The organism is Pseudonocardia cypriaca (genome assembly GCF_006717045.1).
GTDB classification, from domain to species: Bacteria; Actinomycetota; Actinomycetes; order Mycobacteriales; family Pseudonocardiaceae; genus Pseudonocardia; species Pseudonocardia cypriaca.
Genome location: NZ_VFPH01000002.1, coordinates 663,780 through 689,404 on the forward strand (window position 1 = coordinate 663,780; position 25,625 = coordinate 689,404).

General features: G+C 72.4%; 18 protein-coding genes and 1 pseudogene. 6 read left to right on the forward strand and 13 right to left on the reverse strand.

The genetic code is table 11. The features are described 5' to 3' along the window. Nucleotides 1-23: 23 nt before the first annotated feature. The gene (locus tag FB388_RS20725) at nt 24-1,676 is read left to right on the forward strand and encodes an FAD-dependent monooxygenase (protein ID WP_142103900.1); all 1,653 of its coding nucleotides are present in this window, start codon (nt 24-26) and stop codon (nt 1,674-1,676) included. Between the two features lie 157 nt (nt 1,677-1,833). Here the strand turns inward: FB388_RS20725 and FB388_RS39515 are convergent, their stop codons facing one another. Together FB388_RS39515 and FB388_RS20735 are read right to left on the reverse strand one after the other, a co-directional pair. Then, nucleotides 1,834-2,130, reverse strand: coding sequence for a hypothetical protein (locus FB388_RS39515; protein WP_170225761.1), 297 nt, complete (start codon nt 2,128-2,130; stop codon nt 1,834-1,836). A 28-nt stretch (nt 2,131-2,158) separates the two neighbouring features. Then, a complete protein-coding gene (locus FB388_RS20735; RefSeq protein ID WP_142103901.1) occupies nt 2,159-3,184 on the reverse strand; it encodes an aldo/keto reductase in 1,026 nt (341 codons plus the stop codon). Between the two features lie 183 nt (nt 3,185-3,367). Here FB388_RS20735 and FB388_RS20740 point away from each other — a divergent pair, with 183 nt between their 5' ends. The 4 genes from FB388_RS20740 (at nt 3,368) to FB388_RS20755 (ending at nt 13,209) form a co-directional block, all read left to right on the forward strand. Continuing rightward, nucleotides 3,368-3,730: a hypothetical protein gene (locus FB388_RS20740; protein ID WP_142103902.1), complete on the forward strand. Its 363-nt coding sequence runs from the start codon at nt 3,368-3,370 to the stop codon at nt 3,728-3,730. Between the two features lie 331 nt (nt 3,731-4,061). Further along, on the forward strand, nt 4,062-5,111 hold the full coding sequence (locus FB388_RS20745) for an IPT/TIG domain-containing protein (RefSeq protein WP_142103903.1): 1,050 nt from the start codon (nt 4,062-4,064) through the stop codon (nt 5,109-5,111). Continuing rightward, nucleotides 5,108-9,922: a hypothetical protein gene (locus tag FB388_RS20750; protein ID WP_142103904.1), complete on the forward strand. Its 4,815-nt coding sequence runs from the start codon at nt 5,108-5,110 to the stop codon at nt 9,920-9,922. Before FB388_RS20745 ends, FB388_RS20750 begins: the two co-directional genes overlap by 4 nt. Beyond that, nucleotides 9,919-13,209, forward strand: coding sequence for a hypothetical protein (locus FB388_RS20755; RefSeq protein WP_142103905.1), 3,291 nt, complete (start codon nt 9,919-9,921; stop codon nt 13,207-13,209). Before FB388_RS20750 ends, FB388_RS20755 begins: the two co-directional genes overlap by 4 nt. 252 nt (nt 13,210-13,461) lie before the next feature. Here FB388_RS20755 and FB388_RS41235 read toward each other — a convergent pair whose 3' ends face one another. From FB388_RS41235 to FB388_RS20785, 7 genes are all read right to left on the reverse strand, one after another. Continuing rightward, a complete protein-coding gene (locus FB388_RS41235) occupies nt 13,462-13,893 on the reverse strand; it encodes a DUF2961 domain-containing protein (RefSeq protein WP_142103906.1) in 432 nt (143 codons plus the stop codon). A 51-nt stretch (nt 13,894-13,944) separates the two neighbouring features. Then, a complete protein-coding gene (locus tag FB388_RS20765) occupies nt 13,945-14,265 on the reverse strand; it encodes a Rieske (2Fe-2S) protein (protein ID WP_142103907.1) in 321 nt (106 codons plus the stop codon). After that, nucleotides 14,262-16,835, reverse strand: coding sequence for a nitrite reductase large subunit NirB (gene nirB / locus FB388_RS20770; RefSeq protein WP_142103908.1), 2,574 nt, complete (start codon nt 16,833-16,835; stop codon nt 14,262-14,264). The genes FB388_RS20765 and nirB overlap by 4 nt, the downstream gene beginning before the upstream one ends. Nucleotides 16,836-16,837: 2 nt before the next feature. Further along, a complete protein-coding gene (locus FB388_RS39520) occupies nt 16,838-17,185 on the reverse strand; it encodes a molybdopterin oxidoreductase (RefSeq protein WP_170225762.1) in 348 nt (115 codons plus the stop codon). 24 nt (nt 17,186-17,209) lie between these two features. Then, nucleotides 17,210-19,339 (reverse strand): molybdopterin oxidoreductase family protein, encoded by a 2,130-nt coding sequence (locus FB388_RS20775; protein WP_170225763.1) that lies wholly within the window; start codon nt 19,337-19,339, stop codon nt 17,210-17,212. A 566-nt stretch (nt 19,340-19,905) separates the two neighbouring features. Next, nucleotides 19,906-20,670 carry an SDR family NAD(P)-dependent oxidoreductase gene (locus tag FB388_RS20780; protein ID WP_142103909.1) on the reverse strand — a complete coding sequence of 255 codons (765 nt, stop codon included), beginning with the start codon at nt 20,668-20,670 and terminating at the stop codon, nt 19,906-19,908. Between the two features lie 300 nt (nt 20,671-20,970). After that, nucleotides 20,971-21,549 (reverse strand): TetR/AcrR family transcriptional regulator, encoded by a 579-nt coding sequence (locus FB388_RS20785; protein ID WP_142103910.1) that lies wholly within the window; start codon nt 21,547-21,549, stop codon nt 20,971-20,973. A gap of 154 nt (nt 21,550-21,703) precedes the next feature. Between FB388_RS20785 and FB388_RS40510 the strand changes: the two are divergent. Continuing rightward, a pseudogene (locus FB388_RS40510) lies at nt 21,704-21,846 on the forward strand (IS982 family transposase); the annotation flags it as partial. Nucleotides 21,847-21,987: 141 nt separating this feature from the next. Here the strand turns inward: FB388_RS40510 and FB388_RS20795 are convergent. The 4 genes from FB388_RS20795 to FB388_RS20810 are packed head-to-tail and all read right to left on the reverse strand — an operon-like array spanning nt 21,988 to nt 25,590. Further along, nucleotides 21,988-22,428, reverse strand: coding sequence for a PaaI family thioesterase (locus FB388_RS20795; protein WP_142103911.1), 441 nt, complete (start codon nt 22,426-22,428; stop codon nt 21,988-21,990). Next, on the reverse strand, nt 22,425-22,910 hold the full coding sequence (locus FB388_RS20800) for a MaoC/PaaZ C-terminal domain-containing protein (RefSeq protein ID WP_246122235.1): 486 nt from the start codon (nt 22,908-22,910) through the stop codon (nt 22,425-22,427). The genes FB388_RS20795 and FB388_RS20800 overlap by 4 nt, the downstream gene beginning before the upstream one ends. Further along, complete coding sequence (locus tag FB388_RS20805; protein WP_142103912.1) at nt 22,907-24,634, reverse strand: AMP-binding protein; 1,728 nt, start codon at nt 24,632-24,634, stop codon at nt 22,907-22,909. Before FB388_RS20805 ends, FB388_RS20800 begins: the two co-directional genes overlap by 4 nt. Beyond that, the gene (locus FB388_RS20810) at nt 24,631-25,590 is read right to left on the reverse strand and encodes a 3-hydroxyacyl-CoA dehydrogenase NAD-binding domain-containing protein (protein ID WP_142103913.1); all 960 of its coding nucleotides are present in this window, start codon (nt 25,588-25,590) and stop codon (nt 24,631-24,633) included. The genes FB388_RS20805 and FB388_RS20810 overlap by 4 nt, the downstream gene beginning before the upstream one ends. Between the last annotated feature and the right edge of the window lie 35 nt (nt 25,591-25,625).

A 25,625-nucleotide genomic window follows, 5' to 3' on the forward strand; every position in this document is an offset into this window, starting at 1 on the left:
AGCATTCGTTTTTGGAGGCTGTCATGGCGACGGACAAGCAGGTCATCATCGTGGGCGCCGGCCCGACCGGTCTCGTGCTGGCGGCCGAACTCGCGCGGCGGGGCGTCACACCCCGGGTCGTGGATGCGGGCGCGGAGGACGTCAGGGAGAGCCGCGCGGTCGCCGTGGTGGCAAGATCACTCGAGCTTCTGGACGATCTCGGAATCGCCGCGGCCGCGGTCGAGCAGGGCATCCCACTGCGGGCCCTGAACTTCTACCAAGGCACCACGCTGGTGGCCGAGCTGGACACCACCGCGGTGGATTCGCCCTTCCCGATGGACCTGTGCATCGCTCAGTGGCAGACCACCGACCTCCTGCGGGAACGGGTCCGGGAGCTGGGGGTCGACATCGAATGGAACACGCGGCTGGCCTCCTACGACGCGGACGAGACCGGTGTCTCGGTGGACCTCGTCCACGAGGACGGCCGCCTCGAGCGGTGCAGCACGAGCTGGCTGGTCGGCTGCGACGGCTCGCACAGCACGGTCCGCGACGCGGCGGGCATCGGCTGGGAGACGGCCGACCTGCGCCGCGGGTTCATCCTCGGGGACGTCACGACCCGGTGGGATCTGGTGCGGGACCGCTTCCACGTGTGGTTCGCGCGCGGCGGGCTCCTGGCGGTCTTCCCCATGCCGGGCGGGTACTGGCGGATTCTGGCCAGCACGCCCGACGACCAGCCGCCCAGGCCGCCCGAGCTGCACCACTTCGCGGCGTCGGTCGCCGAGCGGACCCCGTTGGATGCACAGCTCAGCGACCTGAGGTGGAGCTCGGCCTTCGTCGCGCGGGAAGGGCTGGCCGACCGATTCCGCAAGGGCCGGGTGCTACTGGCAGGCGACGCCGCGCACAGCCACAGCCCCATCGGTGGCCAGGGGATGAACACCGGCATGCAAGACGCCTACAACCTGGGCTGGAAGCTCGCCATGGTCGCCTCCGGACAGACCGACGACACGCTCCTGGACAGCTACGCCGCCGAGCGCCGACCGGTCGCCGAGGCCGTCGTCGACGCCACCTCCACCGCCACCCGGGTCGCCACCGGCAGCGCGCTGGTCGCACGCCGGGCCCGGCGGCACGCCCTGCGCCTGCTCAGCCAGCTCAACACCGTCCAGCAGAAGTTCTCCAACGCCATCGGCGAGCACCTGGTGAACTACCGCGACAGCGCGCTCGTCTCGGAGCAGTGGTCCTACCTCCGGCCAAGGGCGTGGAGCAACGGCACCGACACCGGCCCTGAAGCCGGGGAGGTGCTGCGCGACGCCTACCTCGAGTCCCGCTCCGGACCGGTGGCGCTCCGGCACCTCCTGCGGGCCCTCGGACACCACCTGGTCCTGTTCGCGGCCGACGAGAGTGACCCCGGCACCCTCGCCACCTGGAAGGTCGAGGCCGAACGCGTCATGGCCGGGCACGGCCAGGTCCTGATCATCACTCGTGGCCACCTGCCGACGACTCCCACGGACGGAGTCTTCGCCGATGTGCGGAGCGAGGCACACAACCGCTACGGCGTCCGCCGCCCGAGCATCTACCTGATCCGACCGGACAAGTACATCGGCCACCGCAACGACGACATCGACTTCCCGCCCGTGCTCGACTACTTCCGGACACTCGTGGGAGAGCCCGGACGCAGCGCTGCGCGAGCTGTCGGATAGCGATCCGCGACGGCCTCGGCCTGACGGTCGCCTGGAGCCCGACCGGGCCGCCCTGGCCTGCACCGTCGTGCCGAGCGAGACCGACCGGTGGTGCCGGCGCTGCGGCGCTGAAAGCTAGCCCCGCGGCGACGACTTCACCGACCAGGACATCGAGTGCCTACGCCGGCAACCACGACGGCCAGCGTCGGTCGCCTTCGCTGCGGCACTGCACGAACAGATGGGGAACAGCGTCCGCTGCGTACCCGGCTTCGCGCTCGACGTCGCGCACCCCACCACCGTCGGGCTCGGCGACACGTTCGTCGGCGGCTTCCTCGCCGCGCTCGCCCGGAAGGATCGCCGATGAGGGTCGGGACAGCGCCCCGCCGACCAGCTCGACACGGTCTACCGCGGCGCCGGCCGGATCGCCCAGCTCCGCAACGGTCGAGCTGCGGAGCAGCGGCTCGATCAACCGCACGCTGTGCTCGTCGGTCGTCCCCGAGGGTTCAGAGCTCCCGTCCGTTGGCGCGCTGCCTGCGCCCCGGCAACCCGTACGGGTAGTCCCCGACGATCGGATCGCTGGCCTCGTCCAGCACTCGCGTCTCCTCGTCGGACAGGTGCAGACCAGCCGCGGCCAGGTTGTCGTCGAGCTGCTCGACCGTGCGGGCGCCGAGGATCACCGAGGTGACCGCCCGCCGGTCCGCGGTCCAGGCCAGTGCGACCTGTGCCATCGACACGCCCCGCGACTCGGCGATCTTGCCAACGGCGTCGATCACCTGCCACGTCCGCTCCTGTGCGTTCCGCGGCGCGTAGGCCTCCATGCCACGCTCAGGGTCGTCGCCCAGCCGGCTGGGTCCCGTCGGGACCTCGTCGCGGCGGTACTTGCCGGTCAGCCAGCCCCCGGCCAGCGGCGACCACGGCAGGATGCCGATGTTCTCGTTCTCGCAGACGTCGGTGAGCTCGAACTCGATCTCGCGGACCAGGAGGTTGTACTGCGGCTGGAGGGTGACGATCGGTGCCAGGCCGAGGAACCCGGTGAGCATCGCGGCCTTCTGCAGCTGCCAGCCGAGGAAGTTGCTCACCCCGGCGTAACGGATCTTGCCGGCCCGCACGGCGTCGTCCATGAACCGAAGCGTCTCCTCCAACGGTGTCAACGCATCCCATGCGTGCGCCTGGTAGAGATCGACGGAGTCGACCTGGAGCCGCCGCAGGCTCGCCTCCAGCGCGCGGGTGAGCGCTACCCGGCTCAGGCCGACGTCGTTGGGCCCCTCGCCCATCGAGAAGCGGCCTTTCGTTGCGATGACGACCTGGTCACGGATACCCGGCCGCTTCGTCAACCAGCGCCCGATGATCTCCTCGGAGACTCCCCGGGAGTAGACGTTGGCGGTGTCGATGAAGTTGCCACCCCGTTCCACGAACCGGTCCAGCTGCGCGTGCGACACCTCCTCGACACACTCGTTGCCGAACGTCATGGTGCCCAGGCACAGCGACGACACGACCGTTCCGGTGCCACCGAGCGTGCGATATTCCATTCCGCTGTCCCTCCACGGGGTCGCTGCTGGGGTCGCGACCACACCTCGGACATCCTGTCGCCCGAGTCAGCCGGTGGTGGGTGATCTCTGCCACCGCCCGGCCGTTCCGCCGCGCGCCGGTAACGCTTGCCGATCACCGATCGAGCCTTCGGGCAACCCGCCACCAGAGACGAGGGGCCGCCGGTGCCCGACTTCATCGTGATCAAGTCGCAGGACTGCACGTCCGACCAGGAGTCGGACATCACGGTGTCGCTGATCTACAACGGCGGGGCGACGGTCACGCTGATGCTCGACGCCGTCGGGGCGCTGATGACCGGGACGGGCGCCGACGTCGAGACCGCGCTCTCCTACGTCGGCAACGGGCTGGACCAGGTGGTCCTCGCCTCCGACGAGCCGCTCTCCGGCTGGGCCGGCGCGGACGTGCTCGAGGTGATGTGGGGCGTACAGGCCCTGCTCAACCCGGAGGTCGCTGCGGCGTACGCGGATCCCCCGGACGTCGACCCCGACTGGCGGTTCGGCGGCGACTGCACCGCGGGTACGTCGTGAAGCCGCTGCGGCCGCTGCTCGGCCGCGTCTACGTGGTCCTGGTGTTCGTCGAAGGGCCCGGCTCCGCCGCGATGGACGAGGCCACCAGGATCGGGGCCTACACGGAGTGCGCCGCCGGGCAAGGCGAGCTGGGCAACCTCGGCGCCGTCTGGGGCGCCCGGCAGAGCCCGTCCGTCCCGCAACCGTGCACGTTCGCCCTAAGCGGCAGGCGGGTGCAGATCGGCGTGGACCCGCGGTCACTGCCGGCGCGCACCGGGAACAGGGGGCTCGACTGGTCGCGCGGATCGACCGGATCTGGCTCGACGCGGCGCTCACCGCGCTCGGTGTACCCGTGGGCGGCGACTTCGACGACCGGATGCGCCAAGTGGCCGCTGGGCTCGCCGTGGCGGGCTGGACCTGGCTCGCCATCGACGACGTGGTGCCGGTGTTCGTGACCAACTACCCGACCCACTGGTACGCCTACGCCGACGGGTACCGGCGCTACGCCACGATCAACGTGCCCGAGACGTGGTCGAAGTACCCGTCGACCAGGCATCGGGTGTTCGCGCACGAGCTCGGGCACGTCTTCGGCGCCCCGGACGAGTACCCGGACTCCACGTGCACCGTGGCCGACACGGCCGGCCCGTTCGGCACCCCGAACGCCAACTGCACGTTCGTCAGCCGCGTGCCGCCCATCCCCAACCCGCTCAGCGGCGCCTGCCTGATGAACCACAACAGTGGCGTCGTCTGCGCGTCGACCGAGTTCATGTGGGGCTGGCTGGACTCCGACGGGAACGGGGAGGCCGATCTCGCCGCCTACCCGAGGGTCACCGACGTGGAGCCCCGCGCCGTCCAGGCCGGGCAGCCGATCACGTTGATCGGGCGCAACCTGTGGGACGTCACCCAGGTCGACTTCAACGGCACGGTCACCTCGGACATCAGCTACATCACGCTCGACGGCAACCTCCACCCGCTCGAGGCAGCCGATCCCATGCAGAAGTACCACCTCGACCAGATCATGGTGACCGTCCCGCCGTCGCTCGATGGGATCCAGCAGATCCAGGTCCGCGCCCGCGGCGGCTGGTCGCCGCAGGCACCGCGGGACGCGTGGGTGCTGGTGACGCAGCCGGGGTCGGCGCCGGTCCTCACCGAGCCGGCGGTTCTGCTGCTGGACCCGGCTTCGGGGCCACCCGGGACGAGCGTGACGATCACGGGCGCGAACCTCGTCCACACCACGGCGGTGACCGTGGGCGGCGTGCCCGCGACGGACGTCGAGCCGCTCAGCAACCAGTGGGTCGTGTTCACCGTGCCGCCGCTGCCGCCGGGCCCGGCCGACGTGGTGGCGACCACCCCTTCGGGTTCGTCGTCGCCCTGGCTGTTCTCGACGTTCACGGTGACGTGAACCTGCTCGACGCCGTCGGCGCGCGCGCCCCCGCCGTCGCGCTGTCGACGCCGCTGCGCGCGCTGCTCGCGGCGCTGGAGATCCACGGCGAGACGGTGACGGGGCGCGTCGACCGGATGCCGTTCGGGCTGCTGCACCTCGACCTGGCGCCCGGCGGGCCGGCGGTGCCGTACCGGCTGACCACCGCCGGCGACGGTTTCGCCCTGGACCTCCTGCTGAGCCGGGTCGATCCGCTGCCGGCGGCGCTGACCGATCCCACGAGTTTCCTGCGGCCCGCCACCCGGCACACCGACGCCACCGGCGCCTGGCTGGAGCCCGCCGCCGGTGCGGTGCGGGTGCAGGCCGACCTGGCGCTCCGGATCGCGGGCACGCCTGCGCAGCCGGCGGAGGCGCGCCTGCTGCCGCTGATCGGGCCGGAACCCGCCGAGGCCGTGCTCGAACTCCGGCTGACCACCCCGTACGTGCTGTTCGGCGACACCGGCTTCGGGCTCGGCCTGCCGAACGGCCTGGTCCTCGACGACTCCGCGACCGCGCCGACCGGCGCCGCGGCGTGGCGCGGCGCCGTGCTGCGCGGGGCGGAGCTGTACGTGCCGCGTGGGATACCGCTGGTCGGGGGGACGGTCGCCACCTTCGACGTCGCGCTACAGCGCGCGGGCGGCATCGACGCGGTGGTCACCGTGCCCGTGGACCGCGGCCAGGTCGAACTGGAATGGCACGATCCGGCCGCGACCGGCCTGGCCGACCTGCTGCCGACCGTCGTGCAGGTGACCGTGAACCTCCCGGTGCGCGGCCGGACGGTCGACGGCGGACAGGGCTCCTTCACCCTCGGCGGGGCGGACCCGCTGCGGCTGCGCGGCAGGTTCGCCCGCGACCTGCGGGCCTCCCCGCCGGTGATGTCCTTCGACCTGGCCGTGGACGGCGGTGAGCTGGTCACGGTCAGCGCCTCGACCGCCCCTGGGAAGGTCGTCGTGACCGCCGCCGCCCTGGCCACCGCGCTCGTCGCGGAGAGCCGCCTGCAACCGGAGCCGCCGCCATCGGGCGACGAGACCGGGCCGTGGCTGTCCGCGCTGCTCACCGCGGCCACCGCCGCCACCACCTTCTTCGACGACACGGGGACGGTCGTCATCGAGGCGGTACGGCTGCACGGCACCACCTCGTCCACCGAGTCCGTGCTGCAGCTCGAGGTCGACTACGTCGTCGACGTGACCGTCCGACCGGTCGAGGCGGGCCCGTTCGCCATCTGGATGGACGGCTCCCAACCCATGCGGATCCGCTACCGCGGTGTGCGGGTCGAGGCGGACCCGCGCAAGCCCGGAATCTCCGGCCTGGCGGTCTCGTTCGCGCAGGCCGGTATGGACCTGGAGGACCCCGGCGGCTGGCGGGTGCGGTCGCCGGGCTCGGTGCTCGACGTCATCGGTACCCGCTCCGGCCGCGGCTCGGTCTGGTTCGACGTCGACCTGCGGTTCACCCTCGACCTCGGCCCGGTCACCGTGTCCGACGCGACCGTGCGGATCACCGTGGAGAACCCGGGCCCGCCGCCGCAGCTGACCCTGGAGCTGCGCGGGCTCGGCGTGCGGCTGGAGGCGGGCCTGCTCACCGCGCACGGCGGCGCAGTCCTGACCGACGGCGGCTTCACCGCCGAGCTCGACGCCACGCTCGGTGATCCCGTCGGCGTCAGCGCCCGGGCGCAGCTCACGCACACCAGCGAGTCCCTCACCGTGGAGGTCGAGGGCTCGCTGCCCGGGCCGATCCCGCTGGGCCCGACCCTACTCGGGCTCTACGGCTTGGGCGGCACGGTCGGGCTGAACGCGCGGCCGGTGCTGCCGCCGGGCGACGATCTCGTCGAGCAGCAGCTGAGCTGGACACCGAACCACGTCGAGGACGATCCCGGCTCGGTGATGCTCGGGGCGCTCGTCTCGATCGGCACGCTCCACGACTGGGGGTTCACCTACAGCGGCCACGGCAGGCTGCTGGTGACCCTGCCCGACCCCTCGCTGCGGATCGCGACGAAGGTGCGCATCCTCCAGCCACGAGCGGGCAGCATGGCCGAAACGGCACCGTTGCGGGGGATCCTCGTCGTCGACGAGGACGGGATCACCGTGGGCGCGCGCGGCTCCCTCACGATCGACCACCTCCTGGACCTGCAGATCCCGGTGGGCGGTCGACTGCCGTTCCACGACCCCGGGAGCTGGTACCTCGACGTCGGCACCGACGGCTACGGGGACCGCAAGCCCGGCCCGGTGACCGCGAAGGTGCTGCCGGACATCCTGGACCTGGGCGGCTCGGCCTACCTGATGCTGCACGGCGCGGGCCTGCCGCACCTGGGCGGCGTCGAGCCGGACATCTCGCTGCCGGGCCCGGCGATCGGGTTCGGGGTGCAGGCCCGGTTCACCCTCGGGATGCCCTCGGTGTGCTGGGTGTCCGTCGGGCTCACCCTCCGGGCCGGGACGTCGACGAACCCGTTGTTCCTGTCCGCCACCGGCCGCCTCGACGGCGCGCTCCACCTCGGCCCGTTCTCACTCGGCGCCCACGCCGACCTGGCCCTGCGCGTAGGCCCCGGCGACGACGTCCGGGCGAGCTTCCGGATCTGCGGCAGCATCGACCTCTGGTTCACCGAGATCGAGGGCTGCGTCGACATCGAGCTCCCACCCGGCGCCGCGAGCACGCCCGAGGTCCCGATCCCGGACACCTGGCCGGACCCCCTGCTGGTGCTGTCCGACCGCGACTATCGCGCGCTGGACACGCCCGAGGTGCTCCCGGACGTCCTGCCGATCCTGCAGTTCCCGCTCGGGCCCGCGGCTGAGGCCGTCTCGACACCCTTCACGATCACCGGTGGCGCCAACGCCGGCGACGGCCGCACCGGCAACGACCTGCTCTCCTACACCTACACCCTGGAGAGCGTGCGGCTCACCGCCGCCGACGGCACCGCGGTGGGCGGCGACGCGGCGTGGCAGCAGCCCAAGCACGCGCTCGGCCCCGGTTCCGCGGCCACGCCCGGCGCGCGCGAGCTGGCGCTGCTCACCTACCGCACCGACCTCTGGGCGGCCCGCCGCAGCGACGGCGGGAAGGGGCATCCGGCCGATCCCGTCAAGGCCGCGCAGCAGGGCTGCCACGACTCGCACCGCGCGAGCACCGGCTGGGCGCTCGGCGCCGGGGCGTCGGTAACCGAGCGCGGCGCGCACCTGCCCGCGGACCCCGTGCGACCCGGCCGGCACCCGTCGGTGTTCACCGCGGAGCTGGAGCTCGACCGCTACCACGCGCTGCCGCTCACCGAGATCGGCGTCGCGCCGCTGCTGGTGCCTGCCGGGTTCCTCGGCCTGCGGGCCGCGCCGTGGGAACCTCCGACGGAGGTTCCCGGTAGCGACCACCTCCCGTTCGCGGGCGTCGTGCGGCTGCCGTGCTTCACCGGCACGGCGGAGGTGCTCGAGCGCACGCAACCGTTCGCGGAGGAGCCGTGGCTCAGAGCCGCCATCACCCCGTCCGACGAGCTGGTCGACGCCACGCTCTGGGTCGCCTCGCGGGGCGAGGTCCAGCTCGACGACCGGCCGGGCCGGATCGTGTCGTCCCTGCCGGACGGCACTCCGGTGTGGGTGTTCCCCGTCGGCGCGATCGCCGGCCCGCTGCGCCTCAGCTGGTACGTCGGCGCGGAGGTGCTGGTACTCGGACTCCAAGGGGTCACCCGGCAGGCGTCGGACGACGCGGCCGCGGTGGCCGTGCACACCGCCCGAACCCAGCAGACGATCACCGCGAAGCGGGGCCGGCGGCCACGCGAGCGCACCCCGATCGCGTTGCGCCCGGACACCCGGTACCGGATCGACGCCGAGGTCCGGGCCGTGGGCACGCTCGCCGGCACCTCCCGGGACTTCGAGCCCCGGCCCGTCAGCCACTGGTTCACGACCGCTGCCCGGCTCGATCCGGCCGCGCTGACCCGGTACCTGAGCGGCTACACCCCGGGCGACCGCACCCTCGGCTGGTACCTCGATGACCCGCTCGCCGCGCACTTCGCCCACGACCACGTGCCCGCGCTGGCACAGGCGTACGGCTTCGGCATCGACCTCGCCCTGCGCCGCACCGACGATCCACCACACCGCCCCGCCGCACCACCACCCGGCTGGCTCGCGCTCGGGGCGACGGTCACCGAGCTGCTCGAACCGGGCGTCCTGCCCCCGTGGCTGCGCCGGTACCTCGACGAACCCGCCGCCTGCCCCGTGCCGCCGGCCGGCCTGTCGGTACAGGCCGACCCCGGCCTGGCACCGCGGGCCACCTACGACCTCGCGGTCGCGCTGATCGGCCCGGGCTCGCCGCGGCTGCCCGGGATCACGTTCACCACCTCGCGTTACCGGAACCCGGCCGCGCAGCTGGCCGAGCTGGGCTTCCCCGGCACCGTCACCGGGCACCTGCCCGTCGATCCCGCGGTCCTCCCCCACACCGGCACCACGTCCGATGCCGCCCTGGCCACCGTTCTCGAGACGGGCATCCGGTGGCCCGGCGTCGAGCCGGAGGAGCAGGCGTGGGCGCCGGTCGGCGAAACAGGACGCAGCACCGCGCTCTGGGCCGCCGACGGGGTCGACGGGGCGGGGGGCGTGATCGGGATCCTGCTGGAGTCGCCCGAGCCGCTGTTCCGACCCGGGCGGGCGGAGCTCACCGGCCTGGCCGGGTTCCCCGTCGCGGTCCGGGACCGCTCCGGGTGCCGGGTGCTGTTCTGCACCCGAGCTCCGCTCCCCGGCCCCCGGACGGTGATGCTGAGCCGCACCGAGCGCGGCGTCGCGAAGACGGACCTGCCCTGCGCGCTGCCGGAGGGCTGGCGATGACGGCCGGGAGGAAGGCAGAGGTCTACACCCCGGAGAGCTTGTTGCGGCTCTCCTCGTTGGCGGAGTCGCCCGCCGCGCACCTGCGGGCATGGGTGTCTCCCGCTATCGGCTTCCCGCTGCACCCGCTGATCTACTGGCGGGTGCCGGTCCCGCAGATCGAGGAGATCCGCGACATCCTCTGGTGGACGCCGGCGCCGGACGGACCCCGCGAGCTACAGCCGCCGATCGACCTGGACGGGATCGACGGGCCGGTCTTCGCCGAGCTGCGCGACGCGGGCGGCAGCGACTTCGCGGCTCGGTGGTGCTGGGTGGCCGTGGACGTCGCCGACCCCCACGTGCCGCTGACCGTCGCCGTCGCAGACGGCGGGGCGGGCACACGCACGCTGCTGCAGCGCAGCGCCTGGCCGTACACGCTGGGCGCCTCTCGGATCACCCGGCTGCGGATCACCGGCCACGGACAGGTCGTCGGCGTGCGCGGGGTCGACGCCACCACGTTCACCGCCGAGCGCGCCCTGGTCGGGCTGGTGTCGGCGCTGCCCGTCCCCGACTCCCGCTGGTACACCGGGGGGATCTCACCGGACGAAGCGCTCGACCGTGCCGCCCAGGCGGGACCGACCCGGACCGGACCGCTGGACCGCGGGGTCGACGTGCAGCTCGGGTACGACGACGAGTTCACCCGCGTTCGCGCCCTCACCGGCATCGATCGGACCGGACCGCACGCCCTGCTCCAGGCCGCGCACCTCCACGGCGACCTCCCGGCTCGGCACCGCACGCAGGTCGACCTCCCCGACGACCGCCGCCCCGCGCAGGCCCGGTTCGCCACGGTGGAGGCGTTGCTCACCGGAGCCGCCGACCCGGGCGTCGCGCGCTGGCTCGGGCTGCTCGCCACCGATCGGGTCGACGAGGACCTCGACCCCGAACGCCCCTACGCCTGGGTGTCGGCCGGGTACTGGGCGCTGGACCCGGACCGCCCTGTGACCAAGGCGCCGCGGACCGCCCTCGGCGACGTCCTCGCCACCATGGCGGACCCCTACTCCTACCCACCGTGGACATCGCAGTGGACCCGCCTGGTCCGCGCGGCGTTCCCCGACGTGGCACGCGTGCTGGCGGAACTGCCCGGGCACGTCGTCGTGCAACCGATGGTCGCGCCGGTGGGGCTGGGTGCGGTGTCGGACCCGCCCGCCACCCCGGATCCGGTGCTCGCCGGACCCGCCACCTGGGAGGACCGCGACCACTACGGTCGCCGGCTGCGGCTGCGCGGCCCGACTTCCGGGGCGGTCGCGTTCGCCCGCGGCTCGCTCGGGCTCAACGAGCGCATCCTGACCGGCGGGCCCGGGCTCGACGAGCGCGGACTGATCCTGCTCCCCGGCCGCGCCGACGGACCGGGCGGGACCGAGGGCGCACTCGCCGACACGGGCATCCCCGCCGACGAGCCGGTGACCTGGCTGGTCGCGACCGCGGACGAGTTCGGTCGCTGGAGCGAGGACGGCCGGGTGTCGGCCGAACCGCCGGACCGCCCCGAGCTGCCCGCACCGGTCGTCGAGGCCGCGTTCGTGCCCGCGACCGAGCTCCCGCCCACCGGGTCGGTCGTTCCCGGGACGGTGTCGGTGCAGGTCGCCGTGCCCACCGCGCTCGGCCCCGGCACGCTGCCCGTGACGGACGTGGAGGTCGTCGTCCACGGCCGACCGCCGGACCACGTCGCCCCCGCCGAGCTCGTGGCGGCGTCCTACGACGCGCCGGAGACCGGGGTCGGCGGAACGGTCCGGGTGCCGGTCACGGTCCGGTTCCACGACGAGCGGGGGCCCGGCCCGGCCACCTCGACCACTGTGAGCGTCCGCGATCCTCGCCGCCCGGCGCCGCTGGTCGTCGGGCCGGCGGTGCTGTGGGCCGCCCGCCCCGACCCGACCGGCACCGCGGAGCTCGCCCTTCGCCTGCCCGCCCAGCAGGCGGGGTGGACCTACCACGTCTACCTGGCCGAGGAGACGGCGCTGCGCCGCACGCTCGGTCTCCCCCTGGACCGCGACCGCAACCGCGCGCAACGTGCGAAGGAGATCGCCGACGCGGCCGGGCGGATCGGCGACCGCAGCCCGTTCACCCTGGCGGCGACGGTGACCGGCGTCCGGTTCGCGACGGCGCTCCCGGGGGCGGTGCGCACGCTGCGGTTCGTGCGCGCGGTCCCGGTGACGCCGGCCGGCCGGGAGGCGGACTTCGCGGCCTGCCCGCTCGTCCCCGTCGCCGTGCCGGGACCGGACCGGCCGCCCTCACCCGCCCTCACCGTGGCGGCGAACGGGCCCGACCTGCGGCTGGTGCTCACCGTCCACGGGATCGACCGGCGGACCCTCGACCGCCTCCATCCCGGCGCACCCCCGCGGTACCGGCTGCGCCGCGCCACGGCAGGCACCGGAGATCCGCTCTACGTCCCGGTGACGGACACCGGCGAGCTCGCTCCAGCGGCCGACGGCGCGTGGACGGCCGTGGTCCCGGCACGCGGGCTCGCCCCGTTCGTCCGCTACACCTGGCAGGCCGAGGCGTGCCTCCCCCCGGAGATCGCGCTCGCCGCCGCGCCCCGGCCCAGCACCGTCCTCCCGGAGCGGGGCGAACCAGGAGATCCGGCACCCAGCCCGTGGAGCACGCCGTCCGTCCCGGTCCAGGGGATGGTGACCGCGCCGATACCGCCGCTCGACGCCCGCGCCACCCTGCCCGGTCCGACGCTCACCCTGCGCGCGGCCCCTGTCGCGGCTCCCGACGCCGTCGGGGCCTGGCGGCTGCGCGTGTGGCGGCGGGGCGCTGATGGCGCGCTCACCCCGCTAGATCCCCCGAACGGGGATGGCTGGGCGGTGACCTCGTCGGACTTGACACTGACCGACCCCGGCTGGGCCGGCGAAGCGTACGCGCTGCAGCTCGTCGATCCGCTGGGCCGGACGGGCCCGCTCACCGAGGTGCCCTCACCGCTGGTGCGGACGACCACGGCACTGCTCGTCGAGGAGGCGCTGACCGCCTCCGGGGTCGACGGGGCCTGGCTCACGGGGATCGTGACCGCCGACAGTCCCGCTGCCACCGACACCACCCCGACCGGCACCGTTCGATTCCGCACCGGGGACGGGATCGTCCTCGGCGAAGCCCCACCGAGGACGGCACTGCACGTCGGATTCGGGCAGATCCCGTTCTGGGGCGGCCGCGCGGCCGCCGACTACCTCGGTGACGCCTTCCATGCCCCGTCGACTTCGGACGCCCGTCCCCTGCCCGAGGGCCCCGAGCTCGGACAGCCACCCGACATCGAGCGCTGAGTCCTCGCCACGTCGGACACCCTGTGATCGGCGGCTCTCCCGCCGTCCACGTGCCCGACCTCTCCGGGCAGCACGTCCAGGGCGCGCACGAAACCGGCCCGTCTCCACCAGGGAGCAGGGCCGGTTTTCGAGACCATTGCTTCGGGATGCTGTGGCAAACGCCGGCACGGCGCTTGTCACCGAAGTTCGCACAGAGCCGGATGCAGACCGATCCCTCGGGCCCGAAGGCGCGCCCGTCCGGCGGACGCCCGGTCATCCCGACTCTCGCCGATCCGGCCCGTCAGCGGGGTCGGCGGTCGGCTGCCGACGGCAACGGCGGGATGGCGGTGCTGGGCTCGGAGAGAGATACCAGTACGCAGTCGTCGAGATGTCGTCCTGCCGTTCGAACAGGCCGTGGTCCCACGCCCCGATCTGCTGGACGGTGACCTTCAGCCGCTCCTCGAAGTAGATCGGGGCGGGGAGGTGCCACCGGTAGAGCCCGTGGGAGGGGGGCATCGGCGTCGCGAACGGCGACGCCCGGGTGGTGTCGCGCACCGAGTAGAACGGGTAGCCGGAGTACGGGGCGCTGAACGTGACGACCTCCGGATCCGGACGCGAACGCAGCTCGTCCTGGAACGCCCACTCGGTTGCGAGTTCCGCGCCATCGCAAACGCGAGGTTGGCTCTGACTCTGAGCGGGTGGCATCAGGTGCGCGGAGTCGCCGAGCCCCGTTGGCCAATGCTCCGCATCTCGTCCTCACACGTCGACGACGATCTCGCCGTCCTCCTCCCGCACCGGATAGGTCCGGACGGCCAGATCGCCGTTCAGGCAGGCACCGTCGGACAGGGAGAACGCGTAACCGTGCAGCGGACAGACGATCTTCATGTGGTCGATCTGGGCGTCGGCGAGCGGGCCGCCCGCATGTGGGCAGACCGCGTCCAGCGCTCGGATGCCGCTGCCTGCTCGCGGCCGGAACACCGCGATCTGCCTCCCGTCGACGGCGAAGGCGCGTCCTTCCCCCACCGGGATGGCGTGCGCCGGACCAAGACGATGGCTCGACACTTCCGGGGCGCTCATGCCCCCGACTCCGTCCGATCAGCCGTTCCGGCGCCGCTCGCGAAGGGCGCGGCCGCCGCGGGCAGACCGCCGTTCGAGGCGACGCTCCCGTTCCGCACCGGTACCCGGGGTAGTGGGACCAGCGGCAGCGAGTTGGCGAATTGGCCGGACGTGACGGGCTCGCGGCCCTCCCGCCACGGATCGCGGTAGGCGTCGGTCGCCACCTGCATCCGCTCGTCGAGCCCGGCGACGATGCCGTCGCGGTCGTCGACGAGCAGCGCCTTGAGCTCGTCGAGCCCCACGCGCGGCACGAAGTCGTAGGTCCGTTCCAACCAGCGCGCGTTCTCCCGGTAGTACTGCATGAACGTCCCGCACAGCCGCAGCGCGGTGTCGCGCCCGGTCACCGTGGCGAGCAGGTCACCCTTCCGGACCGACGCCCCCGCCGCCCCGCCCACGTACACCTCCCACCGGTCTTCGCCGACCGCCACCACCCCGACGTCCTTCACCAACGCCTCCGAGCAGTTCCGGGGGCACCCCGCGACGGCGAGCTTCATCTTCGCCGGGCTGTCGAGGCCCTGGTAGCGCTGCTCCATGTCGCGCCCGAGCCCGGTGGAATCGCCGAGCCCGAACCGGCAGAAGTCGGTGCCCACGCAGGTCTTCACCGTGCGGAACGACTTGCCGTAGGCGTAGCCCGAGGGCATGTCCAGATCGGCCCAGACCCCGGGGAGGTCCTCCTTGCGCACCCCGAGCAGGTCGATCCGCTGTCCCCCGGTGATCTTGATCATCGGGATCGCGTACTTGTCCGCGACGTCGGCGATCCGCCGCAGCTGCTCGGCGTTCGTGACGCCGCCCTTGATCTGCGGCACCACCGAGAACGTGCCGTCCCGCTGGATGTTGGCGTGCACCCGGTCGTTGATGAACCGGGCATCGCGCTCGTCGACGTACTCGTCGTTCCACAGCACCTTGAGCAGCGACGCGAGCGCCATCTTCGACCCCGCGTCCTCCCCGTCCGGCGCGAGCTCGGAGAACACCGCCGACACCGACCTGAGCCCACGCTCACGGCACGCGGCCATCAGGGTCGGTTTGTCCATCGGGATCGACGGGACGTACCAGCCTGCGCTCACATCGACCTCGACATCCCCGCCCGTCGCCCAGTCGACGATGTCGCAGACAAGGCCCTTGCACGCCCCGCAGCCCTTGCCGGCCCTGGTCGCGGCCATGACGCCGCTGACGCTCCTCGTCCCGTTCCGGACGCACGCGACGAGGTCGCCCTTCGAGACGCCGTTGCAGTTGCAGACCTGCACCGAGTCGTCCATCTCGGCCGCGCCCTGCTCGCCGGAGGGTCCGGCAAGCTCGAAGAGCAGCTCCACCCGTTCCTCGGGGAGGGGAAGGCCGCGGTCGAAGCTCTGGGTGAGGAACGCGACCTTCCCGACGTCGCCGAGCAGGGTGGCACCAACCAGCTTGCCGTCGCGGATCACCACCGACTTGTAGACGCCGCGGCGTGGCTCGGAGAACCGGACGAACTCGTCGTCCTCCTTTTCCGGGTGCTTGAGACCCATCGATGCCAGGTCGACGCCGGCGACCTTGAGCTTCGTGGCGATCCGCGAGCCGTGGTAGGCCGCCTTCGGGTCGGCGCCGGTGATGTGGTCGGCGAGCACGGTGGCCTGTTCCCACAGCGGCGCGACCAGCCCGTACACCTCGCCGCGGTGCTGCGCGCACTCCCCGACCGCGTAGATGTCGGGGTCGTCGACCGCCCGCATCTGGTCGTCGGTGACGATCGCCCGTTCCACGGTGAGGCCGGAGACGACGCCCAGGCCCACGTTGGGCCGGATGCCCGCGGTGAGCACGACCATGTCGCAGTCGATCGACGAGCCGTCGCCGAACAGGACCCCGCTGACCGTGCCGGCGCTGCGCACCGCGGTGGTCCGCTTGCCGAGGTGCACCGTGATGCCCAGCCGCTCGACCACCCGGCGCAGGATCGCGCCGGCCTCCTCGTCGAGCTGCTGGTTCATCAGCACCGGCCCGGACTGCACGACGTGCACCTCGAGCCCGTGCTGCTGCAACCCGTACGCCGCCTCCAACCCGAGGAGCCCACCCCCGATCACGACCGCCCGCCGGTGCTCCTGCGCGTACTCCAGCATCGCGTTGGTGTCGTCGAGGGTGCGGAAGCCGAAGACGCCCGGCGTGAGCGTCTTGTCGTCGACCCACATGCCGTCCATCGGTGGGAAGAACGTGCGGCTCCCGGTCGCGATGATCAGCTTGTCGTAGCCGAGGATCGTGCCGTCGTTCGCGAAGACCTTGCGGGAGAAGCGGTCGATCCGCACGACCCGCACGCCCGCGTACAGCGTGATGTCGTTGTCGGCGTACCAGCCCAACGGGTTGAGGTAGATCTCCTCGGCGTCCTCGCCTGCGAGGACGTGGCTGAGCATGATCCTGTTGTAGTTGCCGTACGGCTCGTCACCGAACATCGTGATCCGGAACCGCTCGGCGCCGCCGCGCTCGAGGATCTCCTCCACCGCGCGGGCACCTGCCATGCCGTTGCCGATCACGACCAGGTGCTGGCGCCCGTCGTCCGGGAGCAGGTCCACCATCGTCACACCTCCACCAGCCCGAGGTCGACGACGACGGTGCCGGCGAGACCCTCCGGTGCGGCGAGCTGCAACTCGAGCACCGTGCCGTCCTCGATGTCCTCGACCACCGCGAGCGCGACGTGCGTGTCGGACTTCGCGCCGATCGGGAAGTAGCGCATCGGAGCGCCGTCGCGGACGAGGACGACCGTGATCAGCTCGGCGGTGCTGTTGCCGCCCCGGAAGTACAGCGGTTGCGTGGTGATCCCGGCCGGGACCGTGTACGTGAGGCCGTCGTGCAGCAGCACCGGCTTGTCCACCCCCTGACCTTCGAACGGGAAGATCCCCTGGAGGAAGCGGGGCGAGCTGTGCATGGCGTCTCCTCGGGTGCTGGGCCGTCAGGCGGGAAGGTTGGCGGTGCTCTGTTGTTCAAGGCGGTCGTCCGACGTGGTAGCCGGTTCGACGGCCACCGGGCACGTCTTGAACTCGGGCATCCGCGAGATCGGGTCGAGAGCGTCGCTGACCAGCACGTTCACTCGCGACTCACCGGCCCAGTGGAACGGCACGAACACCGTGTCGCGCCGGATGCCGGGGGTGCACCGAGCCCGGAGCACGGCGCTGCCGCGCGGGGTGCGCAGCCGCACGAGCTCGCCGTCGGCGACGCCGAGCGCGCCGGCGAGCTCCGGGTGCAGCTCGGCGTAGGCCTCGGGCACTGCCGCCTGCAGCGTCGGGCTGCGGCGGGTCTGGTTGCCGGACTGGTAGTGCGAGCGGGACCGGCCGGTGGTCAGCAGGTACGGATACTCCTCGTCGGGGCGATCTGCCGCGGCTCGCGGTCGCACCGCGACGAAGCGGGCCCGCCCGTCCGGCGTCGGGAACGTGTCGAGGAACATCCGTGGCGTTCCGGGATGCGACTCGTCCGGGCACGGCCAGAACAGCTGCTCGCCCGCGGCCAGGCGCTCGTAGCTGATCCCGGCGTAGTCGGCGGTGCCGCCCGCGCTCGCCCTGCGCAGCTCGGCGTAGACGTCGGCAGGGTCGGTCGGGAAGAGCTCGCCTCGCCCGAGCCGGTCGGCCAGCGCGTGCAGGATCTCCAGGTCGGTGCGCACCCCCGGCGGCGGGTCGACGGCCTTGCGGCGCAGCAGCACCCGGCCCTCCGGGTTGGTCAGCGTGCCGTCCTCCTCCGCCCACTGGGTGGTGGGCAGGACGACATCGGCACGCTCAGCGGACTCGGAGAGGAAGAAGTCGGTGACGACGAGCAGGTCGAGCGCGTCGAGCCGCTCGACGACATGGCGCGCGTTCGGAGCCGACACCACCGGGTTCGACGCGGCGAGCAGCAAGACGCGGACCCCGCCCTCGGTGCCCAGCCGGTCGAGCATCTCGTAGGCGGAGACGCCGGGGCCCGGCAGCTCGTCGGGATCGATGCCCCACACCGCTGCGACGTGCGCCCGGTCCGCCGGGTCCGCCAGCCTCCGGTAGCCGGGCAGCTGGTCGGCCTTCTGCCCGTGTTCACGCCCGCCCTGCCCGTTGCCCTGCCCGGTGATCGTGCCCCAGCCGGAGCCGGGGCCCCGTCCGGGCAGGCCGAGGGCCAGCGCCAGGTTGATCCACGCCTGCACCGTGTCCGTGCCGTCCGCGTGCTGCTCCGCACCGCGGGCGGTGAGGATCATCGCGCTACGAGCACCGGCAAGCGCATGGACCGCCTCGGTCATCTCCGCGACGGACACACCCGTCGTCCGCTCGACGCGGTCGGGCCAGTACGCGCGGACAGTGCGGCGAACGTCCCCGAACCCGCTGGTCCGGCTAGCGACGTATGCCTCGTCGACAAGCCCGTCCCGGATCGCGATGTGCAGCATCCCGCCGGCCAGTGAGAGGTCGGTGTTCGGCACGGGCTGCAGGTGCAGCTGCGCCAGCTCGGCGGTCGCGGTGCGCCGCGGGTCGACGACGATGTGCCGCGCACCCCGCTCCCGCCCCTCCGCGAAGAACCGCATCGCGGGCGGCATCGTGTCGGCCGGATTGCTTCCGACCAGCATGACAACCTCGGCCAACGGGATGTCCTCGAACGGAAACGGCAGCCCCCGGTCCATCCCGAACGCCCGCGTCCCGGCCGCGACCGCCGACGACATGCAGAACCGGCCGTTGTAGTCGATCTGCGAGCTGCCCAGCGCGACCCGCACGAACTTCCCGAGCTGATAAGCCTTCTCGTTGGTGAGCCCACCACCACCGAAGGCCCCCACCGCATCCGCGCCGTAGCGGGCCTGCGCGTCCCGAATCCCGGCCGCGACGCGGTCCAGCGCCTCGTCCCAGCTCGCCACCCGCAGCGGCCCACCGCGCCGATCTCGGACGAGCGGGGCGGTCAGCCGCTCCGGGTGGTCCAGCAACTCGGCTGCTGTGACGCCCTTGATGCACAACCCGCCCCGGTTCACCGGATGATCCCGGCCGGTCAGCTCGATCGCACCGTCGTCCCGACGGGCCAGATCGATCCCACACTGCAACGAGCAGTACGGGCAGTGCGTCGCGATCGGCCCGGCACTCACCTCCGCCAGGATGCGCGGCTGCTATTACCGACCCGTTGTGGACAGATGAAAAGGTGCGTGATGTGCGGGCGGAGGGCGGGGCCAGAGGCCCTGGTCGGGCGGAAACGCGGCCAGCCGCCCCGCCGTCGCCGGCGGGCGCCGAGGGCGATTTCGTGAGCCGGAACTCGAACTCGGCCTGTCCGCCACTTGGCCGGATCCTGATGTCCAGCTCGGTCTGCAACCGGGTGACGAGGCGCCGAGCACCGTCTCGACGCTCATCCGGTCGTCCTGGGGAGAGGATCGGCGACGACGTGCTGGTGGGGGTGGCGGTGTCCGGGGCGAGCAGCGCGTGTTCGAGCAGCGCGCGGGCCGACGCCGACCGCGCTGGAGTGGTCGTTCAGAGCGGCCATGGGGTCGACCGTCGAACCGACCATCTCAAGCAGCGACGCGACCAACGGAGGCACGACCGTCGAACGGTGACGCCAGGCATCCGATCCGGCACGACCTGGTGGCGCTCGGGTCGACGGGATCTGGCGATGCACGAAGGGGGGCACGTCTGGGCGCGGCGTCTCGCACACTCCGATCGGTCACCAGCTCTGATCTGCAGCGCGGACGAATACCTCGTTAACGGCCACCCTCCGGTTGCTGGTGACCACGTAGGCGACGGAATCGGCGATGTCCTCGGGCTGCAGCTTCTCGATCGACCGGACCTGCGCCTCCACGCCCGCACGCAGCTCGTCGCGAGTGTGCGAGGTGAGTTCGGTGTCGACGTTGCCGGGCTCGATGACGCTGACCCTCACGCGCAGGGGCCGCATCTCCTGGCGGAGCGCTTCGCTGAAGCCGTTGACCCCGAACTTCGTCAGGTTGTAGACCGCCGTGCCTGCCCGGGCGACCCGCCCGGCGGACGAGCTGATGTTCACCAGATCCGCTGTGCGCCGCGGCTCCCCCGCGGCGGCCTTGATCAGGTGAGGGAGAGCGGCCTTGGCCATGTAGAGCAGTCCCAGCACGTTCACATCGATCATTCGCTCCCACTCGCCCTCCGGCGCATCGGCGAACGGACCGACCAACATGACCCCCGCGTTGTTGACGACCGTGTCGAGCCGGCCGAACGCGGACACCGCTTGTTCCACGGCGGAGTCGGCGCCCACCCTGCTCGTGATGTCCGCGACCACGGGCTGCGCCGCGCCGCCCTCTTCCGCAATCTCACGGGCGACCTCCGCGAGCCGGTCGCCGCGCCGAGCGACCAGGGCCACCGACGCGCCGTCCCGTGCGAGCCGACGCGCGGTCGCGGCGCCGATACCGCTGCTCGCGCCGGTGACCACTGCCACCGTGCCTGCGAGTTCCTTCGCCATGTCTCTCTCCTTGTTCCGCGACCCACTTTTCGGAGCCGGCTCCGGTTACAGTAGCGCAAACGGAGTCGGGTCCGCTTGAGCTGCGGCGTGTGGTCCGGGCGGCGAGGACCCGAGGGGCAGACGGCGTAGCGACCAGATGACTGGCATCCCGCCTCCGTCAGTGGGACGGACCGCGACCGCGTTGGACTCGATGTCGATCGGCGTCGATCGGCGCGGTCAGTGCGCCGCCACGCCGAACCCTTCGGCGTCGTCGGGCTCCAGGCTCGCGCGGTGTGTCGCGGGAGACCCGGCTCGGGCCTCCTAGATCGAGGATGCGCTCGCGCGAGGGGCGATGAGGCCGTCGAGCAGCAGGGAGACCAGCCGGGAGGCGAGATCGCGCTGGTGCTCGTGGCCGCTGATGAGGGTGATCCCGCCGAGTGCCATGAGTACGTCGGAGGCCGCGACGTCCGCACGGAAGTCACCCGATGCAATGCCGGCGTTCAGCAGTACCGCGACTGCCTCGCCGAGCGCCTCGCGGCTGTGCAGGCGGAGCGCGTCACGGGACGCGAGGATCGCCGGCAGTGCGTCGGCCATGCCCTGCTTGGTCAGCATGTAGTCGACGAAGCACTCCATCCAGACTCTGAAAGCGTCCGTCGGCGAGTGCCTCCCCAGCAGCTGCGGTGCCGACTCGCACAGGCGCCTCGTCTCGTTCCGGTAGGTCGCCTCGATCAGGTCCTCGCGCGTCGGGAACCTGCGGTAGAGCGTTCCGATCCCGACCCCCGCCTCCGCGGCGATGGCCTTGAGCGAGGTGTCCGCTCCCTCGCGGGCGAAGGTGCGGGCAGCCACCTCCAGCAGGCGCTCGTAGTTGGCCTGTGCGTCAGCGCGAAGTCCGCGCGGCATGAGCCCTCCTTGCAATCGGACCCAGCTCCGCTACGCCGAAGCATGTAACCGGATGCGAGTCCGATTAACCCTAGACGAGTAAGTCCTAAAGGCGCGGTGGCCGTAGACGCAGCAGGAGGGCGTCCAAGATCAGTTTGTGACGACCGACCTGAACTCGCAGGCCCGCTGGCTGCGGTCGTCCCGCGCGCGCCGCCCAGCGCGTTCCCCTACCTGCCCGGGCAGTCCGGCTACAACAAGCGGCTCCGCTCCGCGCTGTCGCTGATCAAGCACGTGATCCGGATCCTGGCCACCGACACGACCTGTCCGGGCGGCGCGCGATCTCCACCGCAGGAGCAGGAGGCCTGGGCCACAAGCAGCCCGTGCACTGGCTCCGCCGACGTTGCCGAAACTCACCCGTGCCACAGTCCGAACCTATGTGTCGTCCGCCCCAGGCCTCCGTCAGCTGCGCTCCGCGACGGTTGACGAGGGTGGGTTCCGGAACACCGCACTAGCGGTGAGGACGGTCTGCCCCCGGCTGTGCAGGCGCGCCGACACGAAGGTCACCGTCCGGGTCGCGCGATCGACCGCGGCCTCGCCGAACAACAGCTCGCCCCCGCGAGCCGGCGCGAGCATCGAGCACGAAAGCTGAAGTGTGACCGGGTGGCGATCGGCGGCCACGCCGAGGAACGATTCGACGGTTGCGCCGAGGGTGATGTCGAGCAGGGTCAGCAGGAACCCGCCGTGCGCGGTGCCGTTGGGGTTCAGGTGGTGGGGGGCCAGCAGCAGGCAGGTGTCGGTCCGGTCGGCTCTGCGTTTCCAGGTGATACCGCCGACATGACCGAGGAACGTGTCCTCCTGGCCGATCGGGACATAGCCCTCGGGGGCCCGGATCTCGGTCATGCCTCCTCCACCAGCACGATCCAGGTGGCCACCAGGGCGGGCCGATCGTGGTTCCTCCGCTCCAGCAGGCATCCGAGGTCGAGACGGGTGGTCCCGGCCGGTTCCGGTGCCGCGTCGTCGAGCGTCAGCCGCAGGCGGAACTCGTCACCGGGGAACACCGGCGCGGTGAACCGGAGCCGTTCGAGGCCGTAGTTGGTCCACCTGCGCGCCCGGCGGACGGTGTAGCACTGGCCGCCCAGCGCCGTGATCAGCGAGAGCACGAGGAACCCATGGGCGAGGAGGCCGTCCAGGCCGACCTCGGCACGAGCTCGGTCGGGGTCGGTGTGGATCCAGTGCCGGTCCCCGGTCAGCTCGGCGAACCCGAGGACGTCGGCCTCCTCCAGTGCGGCCCACCCGCTGATGCCGATCTCGTTGCCGACGTGCGCCGTGAGCTCGCCGGCGCGGTCGACGACCAGTGATGCCGCCGGGTCGCCAAGCTTCACAGCGCCACGCCCTGTCGGCTGTAGAGCTGCTCGATGAGCGGCGCGCGTCGACGGAGCACGGCGTCGCGAACGAGCTGCCCCTTGCTGCTCACCTCGTCCCCCTGCGGCTCAGGGGTCAGCAGTGCCCCGTCGAGCAGCCTGGTGCTCGGCCGGGCCTGCTCACGGTTGTGGTCGCTCAGCACCACGCGCAGGTCCTCCTCCTCGAAGGGTTCCGGGGAACGGCCGTCCGGCCAGACCAGCACGCACAGGGCGGACCGGTCGGCGCCGACGACGAGTACGTCCCGCAGCCGGCCCCCGCTGCGGGACAGCAACGACGCACGGATCCTGCTGCTGTCGACCCAGGTGCCGTTGGCCAGCTTGAAGTCGTCGGCGATACGGCCTGCGAAGCGCAGACCGCGTTCCGGGGCGGAGGGATCGACCAGCTCGCCGGCGTCACCCGAGCGGTACCACCCGTCCGCGGTGAACGCGGCCCGGCTCTGCTCGGGGTGCCGCCAGTACCCCGGGGCGACGCACGGCCCGCGGACGAGGAGCTCGTGCTTGCCCGCCACCGGGCGCAAGGCGATCTCGACGCCCGGCAGCGGGGTGCCGATGCAGTCCGGACCGACGCCGTGCGCGTGCACCATGGTCGCTCCCGGCCCGACCTCGGTGGACCCCCATCCGGTGACGATCGGGACGTGGGCCCCGCGCACACTCGCCGACAGTTCGGACAAGCGCCGGAAGACGTTCGGGTGCATCGCCGCGCCCGCGCTGAACAGGACGTCGAGGCGGCCGAAGAACGCCCCGCGGAACTCCGCGTCGGCCTCCAGCGTGGGCAGGAGCGCTGCGAAGCCGGCGGGAACCGCCCCGTGGAAGGTCGGCCGGAAGCGGCGGAGGTTCTCGATCGTCGTCCCGATCCGCTCCGGCCGGCCCGCTGCCTCGTCGACGTGCAGGGTGCCACCCCGCGACAGCACGAGGTTGAGGTTGGCGTTGCCGCCGAACGCGTGGTTCCACGGCAGCCAGTCGACGAGGACCGGCGGGTGGTCGTCCAGGAAGGGCCAGACGTCGATCGTCATCCGCACGTTCGTCGTCATCATGGTCTGGGTGTAGGCGACCGGCTTGGGCCTGCCGGTGGAGCCCGAGGTCAGCAGGATCTTCGCCGGGGCCGCCGGGTCCAGGTCCTCCGGACACGGACGGGCGGTGGTGTCGTCGATCGTCTCCGCGAGGGCGGTCACGGCCGCGGGTCCGACGAGGACCGGGGGTGAGTGGGCGACCGATGCCGCGGTCACGACGGCGGCCTGCGCGGCGGTCTCCACCCACATCAGGGCGGGTTCGAGCATCTCGAGCAGGCCGGCGAGCTTGTTGCGCTCGGCGTCCGGGCCGGCGTACTGGGATGCGATCGGGACGGCCACTCCCCCGGCCAGCATCGTGGCGAGCCCCATGGTCAGGTGCTCCACCGAGTTCGCTCCCAGCACCATCACGCGGTCCCCGGGACGCAGTCCGCGCGCGGCGAGCGCGGCGGCCACCCGGGTCACTTCCTCCCATGCCTCGGCGTAGGTCCAGCTCCGTCGGCCGGCGCCGGCGGACACGGTGAGCAACGCGGTGTCCGGGGACTGCGCGGCGTAGTGCCGCAACCAGTGCAGGATCGTGGGGGTCGCCCGGCCCAGCGGGACGCGGGAACGCAGCACGAGCGTGCCGTCCGGTTCGCGGCGGCACTCGACCGAGGGCGGCGTGAACAGCGTCGTCATGCCCCTGCACCACCCGGTTGCTCGGTGGGACGGTGCAGCGACAGCGCGTCCACCACCGCCGCATCCCGGGCGGCGAGGACCTCGCTGATCGACCGGCCACCGAGGATCTCGTCGGCCGCCGCGACGAGCCGGGCGCGGACGTCGTCGTCGAGATGCGGGGTGCCGAGGTCGGACCACCACTCCTCGATCGTCGACGCGAACGAGCGCATCGCGCCCCGCATCCCGTCGGGGCCGCCCGCCAGCGCCAGCGAGGTGAGCGGGCCACCGATCAGGAAGCGCGGGGTGATGCCGTGCACCACCGCGTCCTCGATCCCGCGGGCGTCCACGACGCCTTCGGCGAGCAGGTGCACGGCTTCGCGGAGCATCGCGAACGTCAGCCGGTTGGTGAGGTAGCCCGGCATCTCGCGGTGCAGCAGCACCGGGCGCTTGCCGAGCGCGGTGAGGTGCGCGAGCACCGCGGAGACGACATCGGGCGCGGTCGACTTGCCTACCAGGACCTCGACGAGGGCCAGCGCGTACACGGGGCTCTGCGGGTGGGCGACGACCAGTCGCTCGGGGTGGTCCATGCACGCCTGGAGCTGGGTCGGCATCAGCCCGCCGCTGCTCGACAGTATCGGGACGTGCGGCGCGACCACGGCCTCGACGCCGCGGTACGCCTCCTGCTTGGCGTCGAGGGACTCGGGCACGTTCTCGTGCACCAGGCCGACCTCGCCGAGATCCTCGATCGGGACGAGCCTCAGCAGATCCGCGGGGACCGAGGCGGGCGCGTCGGGCACGGTCCGGCGGACCGACGGCCACACCGTGTCCAGGTAGGCCGTCACCCTGTCGAGGGCGGACGCCGCCGGGTCGACCACCAGTACCGGTCGCCGCCGCACGAGGTAGGTGGCGGCCCATCCGCCACCGATGGTTCCGGCGCCGAGCAGGCCGACCGGTGCGGCGCTCCTGTCCTCGGGCATGGCAGACCTCCCTGTCTGTGTCGGTGTCGGTGTCG